This is a genomic window from Pseudodesulfovibrio profundus, from assembly GCF_900217235.1.
Taxonomy (GTDB): Bacteria; Desulfobacterota; Desulfovibrionia; order Desulfovibrionales; family Desulfovibrionaceae; genus Pseudodesulfovibrio; species Pseudodesulfovibrio profundus.
Map to the genome: position 1 here is coordinate 3,316,674 of NZ_LT907975.1, position 16,710 is coordinate 3,333,383.

The following is a 16,710-nucleotide window of genomic DNA, read 5'->3' on the forward strand; positions in this document are numbered from 1 at the left end:
AGGCGTAAATGAATAAGAATTCGATTATACTTGTGCTGGCCCTCGTTGGTATAGCCTTCATGACGTTCATGTTGCTATCCATCGGTGGCAAAAAAGAAGAACAGGCGTTACTCAATGCCACACCGGTCATCAAGGAAGAAGGTATAGAAGCCAGAAGTGATGAATGGGGCAAATACTATCCGCATCAGTACGATAGCTGGAAACAAACCAGTGAAAGCTCCAAAATTGAAGACCAACTTGAAAAGTATCCGCAGCTTGTCATCCTGTGGGCCGGATACGGTTTCGCCAAAGACTACAACGCGCCCCGCGGCCATGCCTTCGCTCTTCAGAGCAACAGAAACACACTTCGCACTGGTGGCCCCACCGGTGCTGATGACGGCCCCATGCCCATGGCATGCTGGACCTGTAAATCCTCCGACGTTCCCCGCCTGATGGAAAAGGAAGGCGAGCTGGAATTCTTCACAGGCAAGTGGGCGCGTGCAGGTTCCGAGATCGTGAACCCCATCGGTTGTGCCGACTGCCACAACACACAGACCAGTCAACTGGAACTCTCCAGACCGTATCTCAAGCGTGCGCTTGAAGAAAGCGGACAGGAGCTGGACAAGCTGACGTTCCAGGACATGCGTTCCCTGGCCTGTGCTCAGTGTCACTCCGAGTACTACTTCAAGAAGACCCCCTATACCGACAAGAGCGGCAAGGATCAGGTCGCCGCAGTGGTCACCTTCCCCTGGGCCAAGGGTCTCTCTGCTGAAAACATGGAAGAGTACTACAATGAATACGGGTTCATGGACTGGGAACACAAGATGAGCCGTGTCCCCATGCTCAAGGCCCAGCATCCCGGTTACGAGACCTTCACCACCGGCATTCACTTCAAGCGCGGCCTGTCCTGTGCTGATTGTCACATGCCGTACACACAGAAGGGCGCCATCAAGTTCTCGACCCACAAGATTCAAAGCCCGCTCGATAACATCGCCAACTCCTGTTTGACCTGTCACCGTCAGAGTGAGCAGGAATTCAAAGACATCGTGCAGGAAAAGCTGGATCGCAAGAATCAGTTGAACGTCATCGCCATGAACAGCCTGGCAGCCGCTCACCTTACCGCCAAGAAGGCCTGGGAAGTTGGTGCCACCCAAGCTGAAATGGCTCCGGCAATCGACACCATCCGCTCCGCACAGTGGCTCTGGGATTACTCCATTGCCAGCCACGGCTCCTTCTTCCACGCTCCGGGAGAAACGCTGCGTCTGCTCGGTGTTGCCAACAACAAGGCACAGCAGGCTCGCATCACCCTGTCCGGTATTCTGGCCAAGTACGGCGTGATCGACTATGAAGTGCCTGACTTCTCGACCAAGGAAAAGGCTCAGCAGCTCGCTGGTGTTCCATTGGATAAGCTCGTCGACGAGAAGCAGACCTTCAGAAAGGGTCTGATGCAGGAATGGAATAACGAAGCTGTCGAGGAAGGCCGACTGACCGACGAATTCGTTAAGGGGCTTCCGGAAAAAGCATCCTACCTGCCCGAATAGGCACGTAGCCACACCGTAACCAAGAGGCCGGGCAGTACAGACTGTCCGGCCTCTTTTCTTGTCAGTCCAGACTGCTTCGTGGAGATATCCGTTCAGGCAATGGCAAAAGAAAGCCCCACCGACTATTGTCAGTGGGGCTTGAAGTTTTGTAATCAATGCCGGTTTTAAGCTTCTACTGGCACTGGGGCCCGGCGAAGGGCCGTCCAGATGAACGGGGCCGCGGCCAGCGCGATGGCTGCGCTCAGGATAATGGCGGGCCCGTACCCACCAAAGATGTCGGCGATGAGTCCGCCAATGGTCGGCCCAACGAGGGCGGCCAGGCCATAGCCCACGAAGCAGACGGGGTAGAGGCGCGGAAACAGGTCCATGCCGTACAGGTTTACGATGGACGAGGCATAGATGACGAAGCAGCCGCCAAATCCAAAGCCTATAAGGAAGATAGTGACCAGCAGTGCCGTGGAGTTGGCCGTAAGGAGCAGCGGCATCAGGCTCAACCCGAGAAAGGCAAGGGAGTAGACGATGGAAGGTCTGTTCCCGATGCGGTCGTGTATCTGGCCCCAGCTGATGCGGCCAACGGCGTTGCCTATGGCGAACAGAGAAATGCACAGGGTGGCTGCGCCGCCGCTCAAGCCAAGGGATTGTGCCATGGGCTTGAGGTTGCCCACCACCAGCAGTCCGGCGAAGGTACCGCAGAACATGCCCAGGCAGATGAGTAGATAGTCCTTTGAGAGAAGGATGCTTTTCACCGATGGAGCGGTTTCCGTCTGACCGACAGTATCGCCGGTTTCTTCAGGCTGACTCAGGAACATGGCACTGGCAAAAGCGATGACGCCGGAGCCGAGTCCGATGTATTGAAAGGCCTGGAGCACATCCATGCCCGTGTCAACGAGCAGGTATTTGGCCACAGCGCTTACAATGACCGCGCCTCCGCCAAAACCGGCCACGGCTACGCCTGTAACCAGTCCCTTATTGTCCGGGAACCATTTCATGGCCACCGTGAGGGGGCAGATGTATCCCAACCCGATACCTGTACCGGTGATGAGACCGATGCCCAACAGAAGCATCAGGAAATCGCCTTGCGAGAACGAGGCAACACAGTAACCGGCGGTGAACAAAATCGCGCCCATGCCTGCGGTGATGCGGGGCCCGTGTCGTTGCAGAATGCGTCCGGCCGGGATCATCACTAATGTGAAGGTGAGGATGGTGACGCCAAAAATAAGTCCGCATTGGCTTTTGCTGATACCGTAAAGTTCATTGAGGGGCGGAACGAATTCGCTCCAGGCGTAAACGCCGCCAAGCACCATCTGTATGGCCACTCCGGCACACAGAACTATCCATTTTGTCATCTGGTTTCCTTGTTTTCTGGGTGTTGGAGCATGTCGAGCAGTTGGCCGATGTGGATATCCTGTTCCAGTGGATGGCGAAGTCGTTGGTTGCGGGAAATGGTGTACTCATTGCGCCGCCCTTCGCGCGTTCGCTCCAGGTAGCCATCCTTTTCAAGCTCGGCGATGATTCGCTGCACCGCCCGTTCCGTGATTCCCACCTGTGCCGCAATATCGCGTATGCGCATGGACGCATCCTGTTCCAGACAGAGCAGGACATGGGTATGGTTGGTCAGAAAATTCCACGACGATGCAGGGTGGCTCGAAGACATGGTGGGCTCCTATCGGTAAAATGCGAGACGCGACATCTAATACATGAAATGGATGTCGTCAATTCGGGGGTGGTTCTCTTGGGTATGGCGAAGCGCGGAATAAAGAAAAAGTGGGAATTGTGGGATACTTGATGTCCTGATGTAGGCCAAAACCGAAAAACTGGTCTACAAATGAGAAAAGGCACCTGCGAATATATTCGTAAGTGCCTGTATTGTTTGGTGGAGACGAGGAGATTTGAACTCTAAAAGGCCATGCTCTCACAGGTCCGCACTGAAGTGCATAGGAATGGTAAAAAGTCCTTTGTTGACAATAGGTAACGTTGTGCCTAATGTTCACTTATTCTCACTGGAAAAACCTGAGTGTCACGCTAAAAAGTTGTACAGGGGTTGTACAGAATGTCTGCCTCCAGATTTTACAAGACCGAGTTCAAGGGTGTCCGCTACCGGAAGCATGCCACTAGAAAGCATGGTGTTCAGGCTGACCGGTATTATGTGCTGACGTACAAGATCGACGGCAAGACCAAGACCGAGGCGGTGGGGTGGGCCTCTGAGGGCGTTAAGCCGTCTGAAGCGTATGATCTGCATTGTCAACTTCTTCAGAATCGCAAGAAGGGTCAGGGGCCGAGGACCATAGCAGAGATGCGAGCTGAGGGGGACGAGGAGCGAGCGGAGCGCGAGGCAGAGAAGAGACGTCAGGCTCGTCTGAATATTTCGTTTAAGGAGTATTTTGAAAAGTACTACCTTCCGGAAGTGCTGCAAGCAAACCGACCTGAAACCGTGGATAAAACCAAAATCCAGGTGGATAAATGGATAGATCCAGTCGTGCTGGAGCTTCCCATGCGTGAGATCACGCTTGAGTACATCAAGCGGATTCGGGCTAACCTGAACAAGAAGAAGCGTAGCCCTCGAACCATTCAGTATGTTTTCGTCACCTTCAACGCCATTTGGAATATGGCCAGGGAGGACGGCTTCGTTGAGGGAGAAAGTCCGGCTAAGAAGCGGAGTTTCCGCAAGACCATGCCTAAGGTCGACAACAGGCGGGAGCGATTCCTGACGAGAGACGAAGAGGACAAGCTGCTTGCAGAATTAGCCCGCCGGAGTCGGCAGTTGCACGATATGGCTTTGCTTTCCATAGAGTGCGGTCTGAGGCGGGGCGAGATTTTCGCACTGACGTGGGATTGCGTGGATTTCGAGTCCGAAACCCTGCACCTGCGACGCACTAAAAGCGACAAAAGTCGATGGGTCCCCCTCACACAACGAGCCAAGGCAATGTTGCTGAATATGGAACAGGGCAGTGCCGGTGAGTTTGTGTTCCTCGATCGGTTTGGCAATCAGCTCAAGGCGCTCTCCAACTCATTCGACAAGGCTGTTAATAAAGTTGGCCTGAACGATGGTATCACTGACCGGAAGATGAAGATCGTCTTCCATTCTCTCCGTCATTCCTACGCCAGCAACTTCCTTAAATCAGGCGGAAGTCTTTATGCGCTTTCCAAGCTGATGGGACATGGAAGCATCAATGTGACCGAGCGCTACGGGCATTTGGCCAATGACGATCTGGTTGCCGCCACCAAGCAGATGGAGGCGAGCCGGACGAGCGAGAGGAGCGGCGGGAAGGTCGTGCCGTTGCACCGTACTCAGGGAGCTACCGAGTAGACCCGCGCCCTACGGTCTTCACTACCTGTTGGCGTTGAAATGCGACAATAAATATACACTAAGCGTCTTACGCTTACGTTTCTTTTATAAAATTGAAATATCACGGCAGCTCTAGATTAAGATGTGAGCTTGGCCAGCGTTTTATGGAAGTGATGGCGGGAGATCATGTAACCACGAAGCGTCTTCTTGTCCTTCGGTGAGTAGTGCGCACCGCAGAGATCTCCTGTGCGCTTGGGGATCAAAATCTTACGTGCTTTCAGCCAGGAAATGAATCGGAGCAGCGTTGGTTTGTCCTTGGCTACTTTGCTCATTTCCTTGCTGGGAATAAGGATACGGTGCCGGTCGATTTCAATATATGAAGTAGGAGAACAAGCACCCCATTCCACAAGTTTGTCCGTCGGGGGCATGGAAATTTTCATCTGCTTGAGAAGGCTGCCAAAGAAAACATCTCGGCTATCGATCACTGCCATGAATTGATCGAAAATTGACATGATGGAATCGCCTCGCCACCAATTTTTCAGCCCAATCTGATCGACATCTCCCACTGCCATGAAGAAACGCAGATAATCCGAAACCTGTCTGTTTGGTCGTGGCCTGGTTGCCCATGCCAACTGCTTTTTGAAACGTTTTTCATCGGCCTGGATTCTTTCAAGGCAGCCAGCGCTATGAACTGCGAGCTGCTGTACCATGGCGCGTGTGGCGTTATGGTTGAAACGGAATCCCTGCGAGGTCGAATCCCCAAGCCATATGTCAATGCCTAGGACATTGTTCTGGTGCGTGAAGATGTGGAATCCTTTTTCGTGATTATGGTCCTGCCCCATGGGCGTTTTACCACATGAGATAATGACTCCTTGGACTCCTTTGTCCCTTCCCTTTCGCCCTTTGAAATACCGCCTGACCAGGCTGTTCATCGCCTTAGTCTTGGCCGCCGGGATTTCAAGAATGCCAAGCGCAGCATCCTTGTGCTGCATCTTCAGGGCAATTTCGTGTTTTTTCGCATCGGCAAACTTGTAGGGCATTTGGTTCCATACCGAACACGCGGCGTGGACGACCGCCGCCCGTCCGGCCTCAGTTCCACCATGGAAATGAAGATTCAGCCCGGAGAGTTGTCTGTGCTTGAGGTACGGTGCGGACAGTGAAGCCAGCGTGGCAAGCAGGATGTAGGGATCAGTAGTTTCCTCGCGAATGGATACGGGTGGGAGCAGCTTCCGGCTTCTCTCTTCAGTGGGAACCACCCAATTTTGTCTCACATACCCTGAAGCGGTCGAGCCATTGTCCCCCGGAAATATGAATTCATTGTCCTTTTGCCAGCCGCCATATTTCGAGACGCGGGGCGATGGCTTATTAAGGGGCTTTCGCGGGAATTGGCTGACAATATAGTCCCGGATGCTCCCTTTGTCTTGCGTGTTGTTGGGAGTGTACACCCCGTGGGAGTGGAGCAGCGCGAAAAGCTGCGTCGAGCTGATGTCCTTCTCGGAAACAATAAGCTCTTTCCTGAAGCCACGATCGTCACAGCAGATGAGTCGCCGCGCTCCTTCTTCATGGTCGAATTGGGCCAGCTCCTCTACCCAAATTGGATTCATGAGTCGTGTATGCTGTCCGTCCGCTTCATTCAGGTACAATCCGGTTCGCTTGAGTTGAACACCATTGTGACTCTGGTATGGGGTATGTTGATGCACTGGAGATCTGGACAGGTACTGCAGGGCCAAGGGCGAAGTGACGCCGCAGTCCTTTTTGCAGGGAAAATTGCCACCGTGTTCAGCTACGAAGGTCGCTACCTTATTGCATGGGATCGGTTCCGGGTACTGCGCCTTGGCTTCTTTAAAACGCTGTCCGTTGAGTCCGCACAGGAGATGCCCACCACCGTGCATCTCAATAAGACGCAGGAAGTATGAGATATTTGCCCCGATGATTCGCCAGGCTATAGCCAGGTGCTCTTCGGTCACGGACTGTTGGTTGAGCAGTGCGGAAAAAACCTTGCAGCCCCGTATGTAGGCAGGATTGGTTCTGAGAAAATCTTTTCGGCCCGAGGCATCATCGTGTGCCATGAAGTATTCAGACGCCAGGAACGACAGAGGGATGGTCTGCTGATGCTGGAGATTTGAGAGCTTGGGCGCGGCCTCGCTCCAGAACACGGGTGTTTGGTTGACTAAAGTCGTCGGAAGCTGTTTGGCAAAGGTAAATCCTTGAATTTTATGATCGAAGTCGAGTCGGCTTGGGGAACCGATATCTCCCCTAAAGGTTGTCTCAGGGATGATGAGTTCGAATCCAAGTCTATGGAAATGGACCTGGATACTGTGTAGGGGCACTTGGTAGTAAGTGAGGACTTCCTCAATCTCTGGGGGGAGAAAGGGACTGACGAGGGCCGTGAATGGCTGAATTGTGCCCGGACGGTTCTCGTGTGGCCAATCGAAAAATAAGTGCAAGTCACCCCAAATGCGTTTTGGCCTGACGACCTCCTCTAGTGGGTGAGAGTATGAATGGACGCTGAAAGCTTCCGCGCCTTGCTTAATCATAGCCGACCGGTTGGCCGGGTTATCAATGAAACACTTATAGAAATTATTGGCGAAAAGTGCGTAGCGGTGTCGAGGCGTATTCGTCATCGGCGTGTCTGTTTGATTTCATGGAATGTCATCAAGGGTTAGCATGCCATGCTCGTCCTTTTCAGGCAATGAATCACAGCTCAAGAATCCGCTTCAAATAATTTTTCACAACGAGGTGACATCTTGTGAGAACAAATGAACACAGGAGGTTACACGTGGACAATCTCAAACAAGAACTAATGGAACATCTGCCCCCGATATTCGCTGGCCGCGCCGTGGACTCCCTGACCGGAAACGCCGTCAGATGGCGGACGATCCAGAACCTTCGGAGTCAGAAGAAGATCCCCGAAGAATGCTTTATGCGGCAGGGATCGCGAAAGACCTTGCTGGTCAGGGCACCGTTTGTGGAATGGTTCCTTCAACATATCAACTAGTGTCCGCCTTGAATAAAAGGCGTTCGAAAGGCCGGAGAGCAACGCTCCCCGGCCTTTTCAATTTGCAACAGGAGAAGATGTAATGGAATTGGTCTATTACTGGGCCCCCTTGAACGGCGATAAGCCGGGGCCCTGGGAAAAGATTATGGCCTCTCAGGATGTTTTCGAGCTTGCGCGACAAAAGGGTGCAGCTTTTCTGTCGACCATGGCTTTTGAATACGAACCTGAGAAGGACAAGGAAGAGCCTCGTCGGTATGGCGACCTTGTCATTGACTTTGATTGCAAAGATGACCCTGAACAAGCGCGTAAAGATTGCGTCATATTCGTGAACCATTTGTTCGGGTACATGGTGCGGCCTGGAGAACTGCGGTACTGGATAACCGGCTCTAAAGGGTTTCATATAATAGTCCCATCGTATTTGTTCGGTGGCATCGAAGGTGACCCCTTGCTCCCTCAAATCTATGCAAGGATGGTGCAGTTCCTTACCGTGCGCATATGGCATGGTCAGCCTAATTCGGTGGACACCAGCATGTACTGTATGGGGAAAGGAAAGCTCCTGCGAATGGAGAATGTCCAGCGGCCCAATGGCATGTACAAAGTGCCCATCACGTGGGAAGAACTGTCGACACAGAGTTACGATGATCTGATCGAGCTTGCCAGGCAGCCGCGCCATATAGAAGTCGCCCCGCCTTCGTTGCGGTTGCCTCAGCCTTTGGCAAGCATGTACCATTGGCATAAAACGCTGGTTCACAGGCCTCCCACAAATTGCCTTTTAAGTCCTGCCGATTTTATCATGAAGTGCAAATTCATTCGGTATTGCTCGGAAAATGCTGAAACTCTGGAAGAACCTCTCTGGCATGCCATGCTGTCCGTCCTGAAAGGGCTTGGCGATTTCGGCCATTGGATGAGCCACGAGCTGAGTTTGAGACATCCCGAATATACCCCCGCAGAAACGGACAAGAAGATCGAAAAGGTCGTACCGAATATGAGTTGCGATAAAATCCGGCAACTCTACGATTGCAGGTGCGACTGTGGCGTGCCGTTCCCCAGCATGATTTGGGCGACAGGCAAGGGCGCAGAAGGCGTCAAGCAAACTGAAGTCGAGCGGGTGTCAAACCTGATCGAGCCATTCGATTTCTACCCGGCGGAAGACGGCATGACTGTCTATGCAGACATCCATGTAAACGAGCACCGGGAAACGTATCGAGTGGATAGCTTCGAGTTCAAGAACCTGATCGGCTATCGCTACTATCAGGAAACAGGCAAGCATCTGAAATCGGCTGCTGCGCAGGATTTGATTCACTTCATCACTGCACGTGGGCTGTTTGGTGGTGCTGAAAAGCAAAAAGTGTTCACACGCATCGCCCATCTTGATGACGCGGTGTACATCGACTTGTGCGATGACCAATGGCGTGCCGTGGAGATCACTGCGGGTGGGTGGAGAATCGTGACCAGCCCGCCGGTTCGTTTTCGTCGTGTCAAAGGCATGCTGCCCCTTCCTGAGCCCATGGAGGGCGGCTCGGTCGCTGAAATACGGAAGCTCCTGAACATCGGGCAGGAAGATGCTCTCCTGGTCGAGGCGTGGTTGCTGGGCATACTGTCGCCTGGGCCGTATCCTGTGCTGATCCTGGAAGGCGAGCAGGGCTCGGCCAAGAGCAGTACAACTCGTCTGCTGCGGATGTTACTCGATCCGTCGGTTGCACCCACTCGGGCGGCACCCCGTAATGAGCAGGATTTGATCATCTCCGCAAACAACTCCTGGATCGTGACTCTGGACAACCTCTCTGGGGTGCCGGTTTGGCTATCGGATGCCCTGTGCCGCATGGCTACAGGTGGCAGTTTCTCAGCCCGGAAGCTGTTCACCAACGATGAAGAGGCTCTGTTCACGATTATGCGTCCCATCGTCCTCAATGGGATTGATCAGGTCGCAGACCGTCATGATCTGGCTGATCGGAGTCTCCGAGTCACTCTGCCGGTGATAAAACCTGAAAACAGGCTGACGGAATCGGAGTTGTCGCTGGCAATCGATGCAGCCGCTCCCAAAATACTAGGTGGTCTGTGTGATGGCGTCGTGTGCGCTCTGAAGAACAGACAGAGCATCCAGGTCGAAAACCCGCCAAGGATGGCGGACTTCACCCACTGGTGCGTGGCGGCTGAAGAGGCCATGCACTGGGAGACGGGAGAGTTTCTGGAAGCCTATGGAAGCAATCAGGATGAGTCCATTGAACGCGCTCTGGAATCAGATCATGTCGCCAACGCGATCATTACGCTGATGTCCGGCGTTTTTGATTGGGAAGGAACGCCTACCGAACTGCTTAAGGCTCTTGAAAACGTTGTGGATGAGCGCGTCACCAGACTGAAGCTATGGCCACAAGTGCCAGCTGCATTAGGCAAGCGACTGACACGCTGTAAGGGCTTCCTTCGAAGCTCTGGAATTAACGTCAATCAACAGAGAGGAGGAGAACGTCTCATCACCATAACCAATGAAAAGATCGCTCCTACTGCAAGCTCCAATGTGAGCATCAGCAATGGAGTGTTCTTCGGATAAAAAACTTGGGCAGTCTGGGGATACTCCCAGACTGCCCGTTTTTCGATGGCAGTTCGGGCGGCTGAGGCGGGACATAACACGTTTAATTTTCATTACATGATTGGTAGGACAGATCATGCCTTTTTTTTGCATTGGCAAATTGTCAAACCAATTACGTTATTCCCGCCCCTACTGCCGTAACCGCCAAATATTGAAGTCTGTTCAAATCAATTGAAATATTTTATATCCTTTGCGCAAGGCAGGGGGCTTTAGCTCCTGCATAAGATCGTAGTGAACAAAGGTATGGCCCCCAATGAAACAAGATAAGAATATAGCACTCTTCATCGCTCAAAAGGTATTTGCCGAATTGGTATACGACGTACAAAGCCTTGAGGGGATGCCATTCACCATGCCCGAGGTTCAGACGTATCTCCAGGGTGTTACTGTCGGCGGGCACAAGGTTTCAGATGTTGAAAAGCTCAAACAGCAAAAGCTTGGCTGGGAACTCCTCATCGAGATGGTCAAGGAAGACACTTTCACCCTGACCAAAGAAACAGCCTGCGCAATCCAAAAGGTGATTGGCCATGGCGAAGCCCTAGACCCTGGAATGTTCCGAACAGCCCAGGTTGGCATTGCCGGAACCGAGTATAAGCCGCCCCGAGCCGACGAACTCGATAAACTTTTCAAAAGCGTGATCAGCGACCTCTTGAAGCTTAAGGACGTGCGCGAGCAGGCTTATCGCCTGCATCTCGACTTTGCCCGAAGTCAGTTCTTCTGGGACGGCAACAAGCGTACCGGCCTGCTTATGCTCAATGGGCACCTGATGAGCAATGGCTATTGTCCGCTCTCTATCCCCGCCAAGCGGCTGACCGAATACAATGCCGGTATGATTCGCTTCTACGAAAGCGGTGAATATAATGAAATGATGGCGTTCCTGAAGGAGTGCCATGAAGCGATGTACGGGCGGTTCGAGTAGGAGGAGTCATGCTTGAGGATGTTGAAGTAAACATTCCCGAATACTTCCGGTTCATGGCCGAATACGCCGGGCCAATGGCGCTGAAACTTTCCCAACGGCTCCACGGTAAACCCGATTGTTTTGACTACGACGAACATGCTGCCATTGACTGTCCCGCATTCATCAATGAAAAGCTGGCCGACATGCAGGAATACGTCCCGGATGTCGTCGAAGCGATTAATTCCCTGGGCAGGAGTGTTTCCGAGTACGAGATTCTGAACGCCTTCGAAGATATCGACCGGGCTTGCGATCCGATCCTCACGAGCATGGACGAGGTCAAATGCGCCTTGTTCGAGGATGTGGAAGAGGCCAAGCCCCTCCTGCTCAACGTCATGGGGCGTGTCATTCAGGATGTCGCTCTCATGCTCCAGCAGTTGCACCAAGCAGTCCTCACTCCGGAGCACTGCATCGAAGATTACGAAGACAGTCTCGTGATGGATCTCACTGTTGAATTTCGCATTGATGAAGAAATGGCCGCACTCGAAGCCTGGGCCAATAGGCAAAACCGGACATCAGGCGGCGGCTGGGGAGGCCTGCTGGGCGCTTTCGGTCTGGGGTGGTGGATGGCTTCAGATTAACCGGCCCGATCAATCATTTTCAGCATTTCCCTGCCTGGAAACACGACACCCTTCAAATCCTTTCCTTGGCATGGCGTCTCATTGAGAAAAGTGACTAACCAACGATATTCTTCTTCAGTTTCGGGCAGCCGTCCGAATCTAGCTTTCAGGATATAGTCGATCCCCACTTTCAGATCATTCAGCGTCCCGAGCACGCTGCGATTGTGCGTCTTGTGATACGAAAATCCACCGAGCAGCAGCTTGGCCTGGGCGATTTGCGCCGGGTTGGCGTTCATGTAGCCCAAGGTCCGCTCGCAGTGGTGGATGAATACTTTCTGGAAGTTGGCAAAATCCTTTTTCACCATGCCGGGGATGAACAAAGTGAAGCGCGTTTCATCGTTGACCAGCAACACGCACTTTCGCCGGAACAGATGAATGAGGTTGCCATGCCAGCCGAGGAAACCACGCACGTCAGGAGCATCGGCCAACGGCTCGGAGGTCAGCTCCTTGGCGAGCTTTTGAGTGCAGCAGATGTAGGGCATACCCGTCCTCTAAGCCGCCTCACTCCAGTCATCCGCCAAACTCTCGGCCTGACGCAGTACTTCAGCCACCGCTTCCTTCTGGGCGTCCGGCGGATACTTGTATTTCTTCAGGATCCGGCGAACCAGATTTCGCATCTTGGCCCGGACTGAATCCTTATGCTGCCAGTCGACGGTCACATTCTTCCGCAGCTTTTCGGTCAACTCCTTGGCGATCTTCTTGAGGATGTCATCGCCCAGTTCTCGCACGGCGGATTCGTTTTCTTCCAAGGCGTCATAGAAAGCCAACTCGCTTTGGTTGAGTCCGAGCTTGTCGCCACGCTTGAGGGCTTCGTTGAAGTCCTTGGCCATCTGGATCAGCTCTTCGATTACCTGGGCGGTCTCAATGGCTCGATTGCGGTATTTGAGCAGAGACTCCTGCAGGCGCTCAGAGAACTTCCGCTCCTGCGTCGTATTACGGCGAGAACGGGCGCTGATTTCATCCCTGAGCAACTTTTCCAGCAATTCGACAGCGAGGTTGCGGTGCTCCATGTTGCGGACGTCGTCGAGGAATTCTTCAGACAAAATGGAAATGTCCGGTTTGTCGAGTCCCGCCAACGCGAAAACATCATCCACGCCTTCAGGGACAACAGCGCGGGCGAGAAGCTGGTTCAGGACGGCGTCCTTTTCCTGCCGTGTCTGCTTGCCCTTGGTGGCGGTTGTCTTGGCGATGAAAATCTTAACGGCCTGGAAGAAGGTGATCTCATCACGGAGAGCCATGGCTTCGTCCAGAGTTCCGCAGAGGGATTGGGCGCGAGTCATAGCTACCACGACGTCGAAGAACTCCTTCTTGCGCTCCTCGGTCTCGACAACAAAGTCGGCAGCAGACGGCAGGAGCTCGACAGCCTTGCTTTTGTAGGCGGAGTAATCAAACTTGTGGAAGATATCGCGTGCGGTCTGGAGCTTCTCCTTGAGCACGTAAAACGCCTCATACACATCAACCGTGGGCTGACCGCCACGGCCACTGCTTTGGGTGTATGTGTGGAGTGCGTTCTTCAATTCGCTGGCAATGCCAATGTAATCGACGACCAGACCGCCTTGCTTGCCCTTGAACACGCGGTTCACGCGAGCGATGGCCTGCATGAGGTTGTGCCCCTTCATGGGCTTGTCGACGTACATGGTGTGGGCGCACGGTGCGTCGAAGCCGGTCAGCCACATGTCGCGGACAATGACTATCTTCAGTGGATCGTCGAGGTCCTTGAAACGCTTCTCCAAGGCCTTTTTCTGCGACTTGCTGTAATGGTGGGCCTGTAGCTCCTGCCGGTCAGACGCACTGGCGGTCATGATGATACGGATAGCCCCATCAGATGGATCGTAGGTATCGTTTGCCAATCGTCCCCCTGCCCAGTGCGGACGCAATTTCACGAGCGCATCGAACATCTGCACGCAGATATCACGGCTCATGCAGACAATCATGGCCTTGCCGTCCACGACCTCCAGGCGGGCTTCGAAGTGATCAACCAAGTCCTCGGCTACTTGTCGGATACGCGGTTCAGCCCCAACAAGCTTGGCCAGGGCAGCCCACTTGCCCTTGGTTTTTTCGGCTTGAGATGTCTCCTCATCCTCCGTTACTTCGTCTACTTTTTCGTCGATTTGCGGCAACTCATCCTCGTTGAGGTTGAGCTTGGCTAAGCGGCTTTCGTAGAAGATCGGGACGGTCGCGCCATCAAGTTGGGCCTGCTCGATGTCGTATACGCTGACATAGTCGCCAAACACTGCTTGGGTGTTCTTGTCCTCTTCGGATATGGGCGTGCCGGTGAAGCCGGTGAACGTGGCATTTGGCAGAGCATCACGCATGTGCTGGGCATACCCGGCAACGAACGCATTACGCTTTTCGTCAAGCTTGGCCCTGAAGCCGTATTGGGAACGGTGACACTCGTCGGCAATGACGATGATGTTTCGACGGTCGGACAGGACCGGGAACGTGGTCTCATCCTTATCCAGGGAAAATTTCTGAATGGTGGTGAAGACAATGCCGCCGGACTGCTTCTCGTTGAGGATCTGACGAAGCGCTCCTCGATCATCCGCCTGTATCGGACTGTCGGCCAGCAGATCTCCTGCCTTGCAGAACGTTTCGTAGAGTTGTCCGTCCAGATCGTTTCGGTCCGTAATGACAACGAGGGTCGGGTTGGCCAGTTCGGGATGGCGGATGAGCTTTCCGGCGAGGCAGCACATGGAGATGGATTTACCGGAACCCTGAGTATGCCAGATGACGCCGCCGCGTCCTTTCAGCTCGTTCGGTGCGTGCTCGGAAGCCGCTTTCACGGCTGCGGCCACGGCTTGACGCACACCATGGAACTGGTGGTAGCTGGCGATCTTCTTGATGGTGCTGGAGTCGTCCGCCTCGAACAGAACGAAATCGCGGATGTATTCCAGGAGCAGCGTCCTGTCGAAGAAGCCTTTCACAATGCCCTTGAGTTCATACTCGAAGGACGGGCGGTCTTCTTCCGACTTCACGGTTCGCCACGGCAAGAACCACTCTCGGTTGGCGGTCAGCGACCCCACCCGAGCCTGAATGCCATCAGAGGCCACCAAAGCCTCGTTGAACACGGCAAGATCAACCAATTCCTGCTTATAGGTCTGGAGTTGATGAAACGCCTCGTCCACGCCCACGTCCTCTTTGATAGGGGATTTCAACTCAATGACGGCCAGCGGCAGACCGTTGATGTAGATGATCAGGTCGGGACGGCGATTGCCCTTGCTCCCCCGGATGGTGAGCTGATCCACAGCCCAGAATGTGTTGGCGTTCATATCGTTAAAATCGATGAGAAATGCCTTGTCTTCGACGTTCTCCCCATCCCGCTTGTAACTGACGTCCACGCCCTCACGGAGCAACCGGTGAAACTCCTGATTCGCCTTGACCGTGACCGGATGGGAAAGCTTTTGGAGCTGGTGGAGAACATCATCAACGGTGCCCGCCGGAAGTTGCGGATTAATACGCTCAATGGCCGATCGAAGTGGTTCCACCAGAAGCACGTCATCCAACCGCGCTCGCGACCCGCTTCCGTCCAACTCCGGATTCAAGTCCGGTCCGTGAACATGTTCATAACCTTCTTCTTCAAACCAACTGATGGCGAGTTTTTCGAGAGCGTCTTCGTTAATCATGGGGGAGCTACCGTGGATGTCAGAGGTTACAAGACGGATTCCAGTTGTTTTTCGACTTCAGCGACTGAGAGTTCGCCGGATATGAGCTTGGGGAGGAGGGCATCCCGAGATTGAACCAAGGCTATATTCTGCTTCTTCTGCGCACTTGTTTGAGCAAAGAAGGATGACACTATTTGGTGAAAGGCCTCACCTACAGATTTGTCTGGAATGACAACAGCCGTTTCAGCTACAATATTTGGCTTTACCGCAGGATATGCTGCACCATCAGCAAGATGGGCTAATCTCTCAATTGATTCATCACAAGTAGCTGCAATGTAAACAAGTTCTCGCCAAAGCTTTTCTTGTGGAGTCAACACGGCAAATCCAGTGCTTCCTGTTAGCCGCGTATCTCCTGGTCCAATATAAGCGTATGAACGATTTCCAGGCCTCACAGTCCCAACAATCGTGTCACCTTCAAATAGGGCTCTCCGTGCTCGTGAGGGTGCTTCCTCAAAATCATACTCGACGACCTGCTCGATAACACCATTCTTGGTATTTGCTAAATCTACGTATTGAACAGTCTCAGGATGCCTTTTTTTTGTCCATGACTTCGCATTAAGTTTGGCAAGGTCACCAAGACTACCAACCTTCCACCCCTCAGGGATCAGGCCAAGTTCGGACTCCACCAGCTTGTCGGGGAAGAGGGCCGCTGTTGCCGCATCCATGCCTTCGGGCTGCCTGCCTTCCATCTTCGACTTGACCGGGTCGAAGTCCACGAACCAACTCTTGAACAGCGCCTGCGCCATGGCCTCCAGCGTCTCATTCATGCGCCGGTTCAGTTCGATCTTGTCGTCCAGCGTGCCGAGGATGTGGGCTATGGCTTTCTGGGTTTTGAGAGGAGGGAGAATTATAGGTAAGCCATGCTGATTCGTAATGCTTAAGTAAGCACGAGTTGAACCACCACCTGCCCAGCTTCCAAGAGTAGATTGGAAATCTGCCGAATCGAAGTAGTACTTGAGAAATTTGTTCGACAGCTTAGACTGATCTTTAACCCGATAGTAAGTCACTTGAGGGGTTAGCACGATTAAGGGGTGTTCATGTTTGGGAACAATAGCAGTTCTCCCAATCGTAGCCTTATGTGTTAG

At 53.2% G+C, this 16,710-nt stretch carries 12 protein-coding genes; 5 read left to right on the forward strand and 7 right to left on the reverse strand.

Translation table 11 applies throughout. From position 1 onward, the window contains the following. Positions 1 to 8: 8 nt before the first annotated feature. Positions 9 to 1,520, forward strand: coding sequence for an ammonia-forming cytochrome c nitrite reductase (gene nrfA, locus DPRO_RS15630; protein ID WP_097012898.1), 1,512 nt, complete (start codon positions 9 to 11; stop codon positions 1,518 to 1,520). Positions 1,521 to 1,684: 164 nt separating this feature from the next. Here nrfA and DPRO_RS15635 read toward each other — a convergent pair whose 3' ends face one another. Together DPRO_RS15635 and DPRO_RS15640 are read right to left on the reverse strand one after the other, a co-directional pair. Next, positions 1,685 to 2,866 carry an MFS transporter gene (locus DPRO_RS15635; protein ID WP_097012899.1) on the reverse strand — a complete coding sequence of 394 codons (1,182 nt, stop codon included), beginning with the start codon at positions 2,864 to 2,866 and terminating at the stop codon, positions 1,685 to 1,687. After that, positions 2,863 to 3,174, reverse strand: a complete 312-nt coding sequence (locus tag DPRO_RS15640; RefSeq protein ID WP_097012900.1) for a helix-turn-helix transcriptional regulator — start codon at positions 3,172 to 3,174, stop codon at positions 2,863 to 2,865. Before DPRO_RS15640 ends, DPRO_RS15635 begins: the two co-directional genes overlap by 4 nt. A 396-nt stretch (positions 3,175 to 3,570) precedes the next feature. On the opposite strand from DPRO_RS15640, the gene DPRO_RS15645 reads away from it, so the two are divergent. Next, positions 3,571 to 4,827: a tyrosine-type recombinase/integrase gene (locus DPRO_RS15645; protein ID WP_097012901.1), complete on the forward strand. Its 1,257-nt coding sequence runs from the start codon at positions 3,571 to 3,573 to the stop codon at positions 4,825 to 4,827. Positions 4,828 to 4,943: 116 nt separating this feature from the next. Here the strand turns inward: DPRO_RS15645 and DPRO_RS15650 are convergent, their stop codons facing one another. Beyond that, positions 4,944 to 6,962, reverse strand: a complete 2,019-nt coding sequence (locus DPRO_RS15650) for a DUF927 domain-containing protein (protein ID WP_157917525.1) — start codon at positions 6,960 to 6,962, stop codon at positions 4,944 to 4,946. Between the two features lie 644 nt (positions 6,963 to 7,606). After that, the gene (locus tag DPRO_RS20145) at positions 7,607 to 7,795 is read right to left on the reverse strand and encodes a hypothetical protein (protein ID WP_157917526.1); all 189 of its coding nucleotides are present in this window, start codon (positions 7,793 to 7,795) and stop codon (positions 7,607 to 7,609) included. 91 nt (positions 7,796 to 7,886) lie between these two features. Here DPRO_RS20145 and DPRO_RS15660 point away from each other — a divergent pair, with 91 nt between their 5' ends. The 3 genes from DPRO_RS15660 to DPRO_RS15670 all read left to right on the forward strand — a co-directional run bounded on the left by DPRO_RS15660 (position 7,887) and on the right by DPRO_RS15670 (position 11,924). Beyond that, a complete protein-coding gene (locus DPRO_RS15660) occupies positions 7,887 to 10,352 on the forward strand; it encodes a hypothetical protein (RefSeq protein WP_097012903.1) in 2,466 nt (821 codons plus the stop codon). Positions 10,353 to 10,644: 292 nt separating this feature from the next. Next, on the forward strand, positions 10,645 to 11,307 hold the full coding sequence (locus DPRO_RS15665; protein ID WP_097012904.1) for a Fic family protein: 663 nt from the start codon (positions 10,645 to 10,647) through the stop codon (positions 11,305 to 11,307). 8 nt (positions 11,308 to 11,315) lie between these two features. After that, complete coding sequence (locus DPRO_RS15670; protein ID WP_097012905.1) at positions 11,316 to 11,924, forward strand: hypothetical protein; 609 nt, start codon at positions 11,316 to 11,318, stop codon at positions 11,922 to 11,924. On the opposite strand, the gene DPRO_RS15675 is transcribed toward DPRO_RS15670, so the two are convergent. Genes DPRO_RS15675 through DPRO_RS15685 form a run of 3 tightly spaced genes read right to left on the reverse strand, consistent with a single transcriptional unit; the run spans position 11,921 to position 16,647 of the window. Beyond that, positions 11,921 to 12,445, reverse strand: a complete 525-nt coding sequence (locus tag DPRO_RS15675; RefSeq protein WP_097012906.1) for a DUF6933 domain-containing protein — start codon at positions 12,443 to 12,445, stop codon at positions 11,921 to 11,923. The genes DPRO_RS15670 and DPRO_RS15675 overlap by 4 nt on opposite strands. Positions 12,446 to 12,454: 9 nt before the next feature. After that, complete coding sequence (locus DPRO_RS15680) at positions 12,455 to 15,586, reverse strand: type I restriction endonuclease subunit R (RefSeq protein ID WP_097012907.1); 3,132 nt, start codon at positions 15,584 to 15,586, stop codon at positions 12,455 to 12,457. Between the two features lie 26 nt (positions 15,587 to 15,612). After that, the gene (locus tag DPRO_RS15685) at positions 15,613 to 16,647 is read right to left on the reverse strand and encodes a restriction endonuclease subunit S (RefSeq protein ID WP_157917527.1); all 1,035 of its coding nucleotides are present in this window, start codon (positions 16,645 to 16,647) and stop codon (positions 15,613 to 15,615) included. Positions 16,648 to 16,710 lie beyond the last annotated feature (63 nt).

Coding starts and splice junctions, on each gene's coding strand:
- nrfA (WP_097012898.1), top strand. CDS start 9: ATGAATAAGAATTCGATTATACTTGTGCTGGCCCTCGTTGGTATAGCC.
- DPRO_RS15635 (WP_097012899.1), bottom strand. CDS start 2,866: ATGACAAAATGGATAGTTCTGTGTGCCGGAGTGGCCATACAGATGGTG.
- DPRO_RS15640 (WP_097012900.1), bottom strand. CDS start 3,174: ATGTCTTCGAGCCACCCTGCATCGTCGTGGAATTTTCTGACCAACCAT.
- DPRO_RS15645 (WP_097012901.1), top strand. CDS start 3,571: ATGTCTGCCTCCAGATTTTACAAGACCGAGTTCAAGGGTGTCCGCTAC.
- DPRO_RS20145 (WP_157917526.1), bottom strand. CDS start 7,795: ATGTTGAAGGAACCATTCCACAAACGGTGCCCTGACCAGCAAGGTCTT.
- DPRO_RS15660 (WP_097012903.1), top strand. CDS start 7,887: ATGGAATTGGTCTATTACTGGGCCCCCTTGAACGGCGATAAGCCGGGG.
- DPRO_RS15665 (WP_097012904.1), top strand. CDS start 10,645: ATGAAACAAGATAAGAATATAGCACTCTTCATCGCTCAAAAGGTATTT.
- DPRO_RS15670 (WP_097012905.1), top strand. CDS start 11,316: ATGCTTGAGGATGTTGAAGTAAACATTCCCGAATACTTCCGGTTCATG.
- DPRO_RS15675 (WP_097012906.1), bottom strand. CDS start 12,445: ATGCCCTACATCTGCTGCACTCAAAAGCTCGCCAAGGAGCTGACCTCC.
- DPRO_RS15680 (WP_097012907.1), bottom strand. CDS start 15,586: ATGATTAACGAAGACGCTCTCGAAAAACTCGCCATCAGTTGGTTTGAA.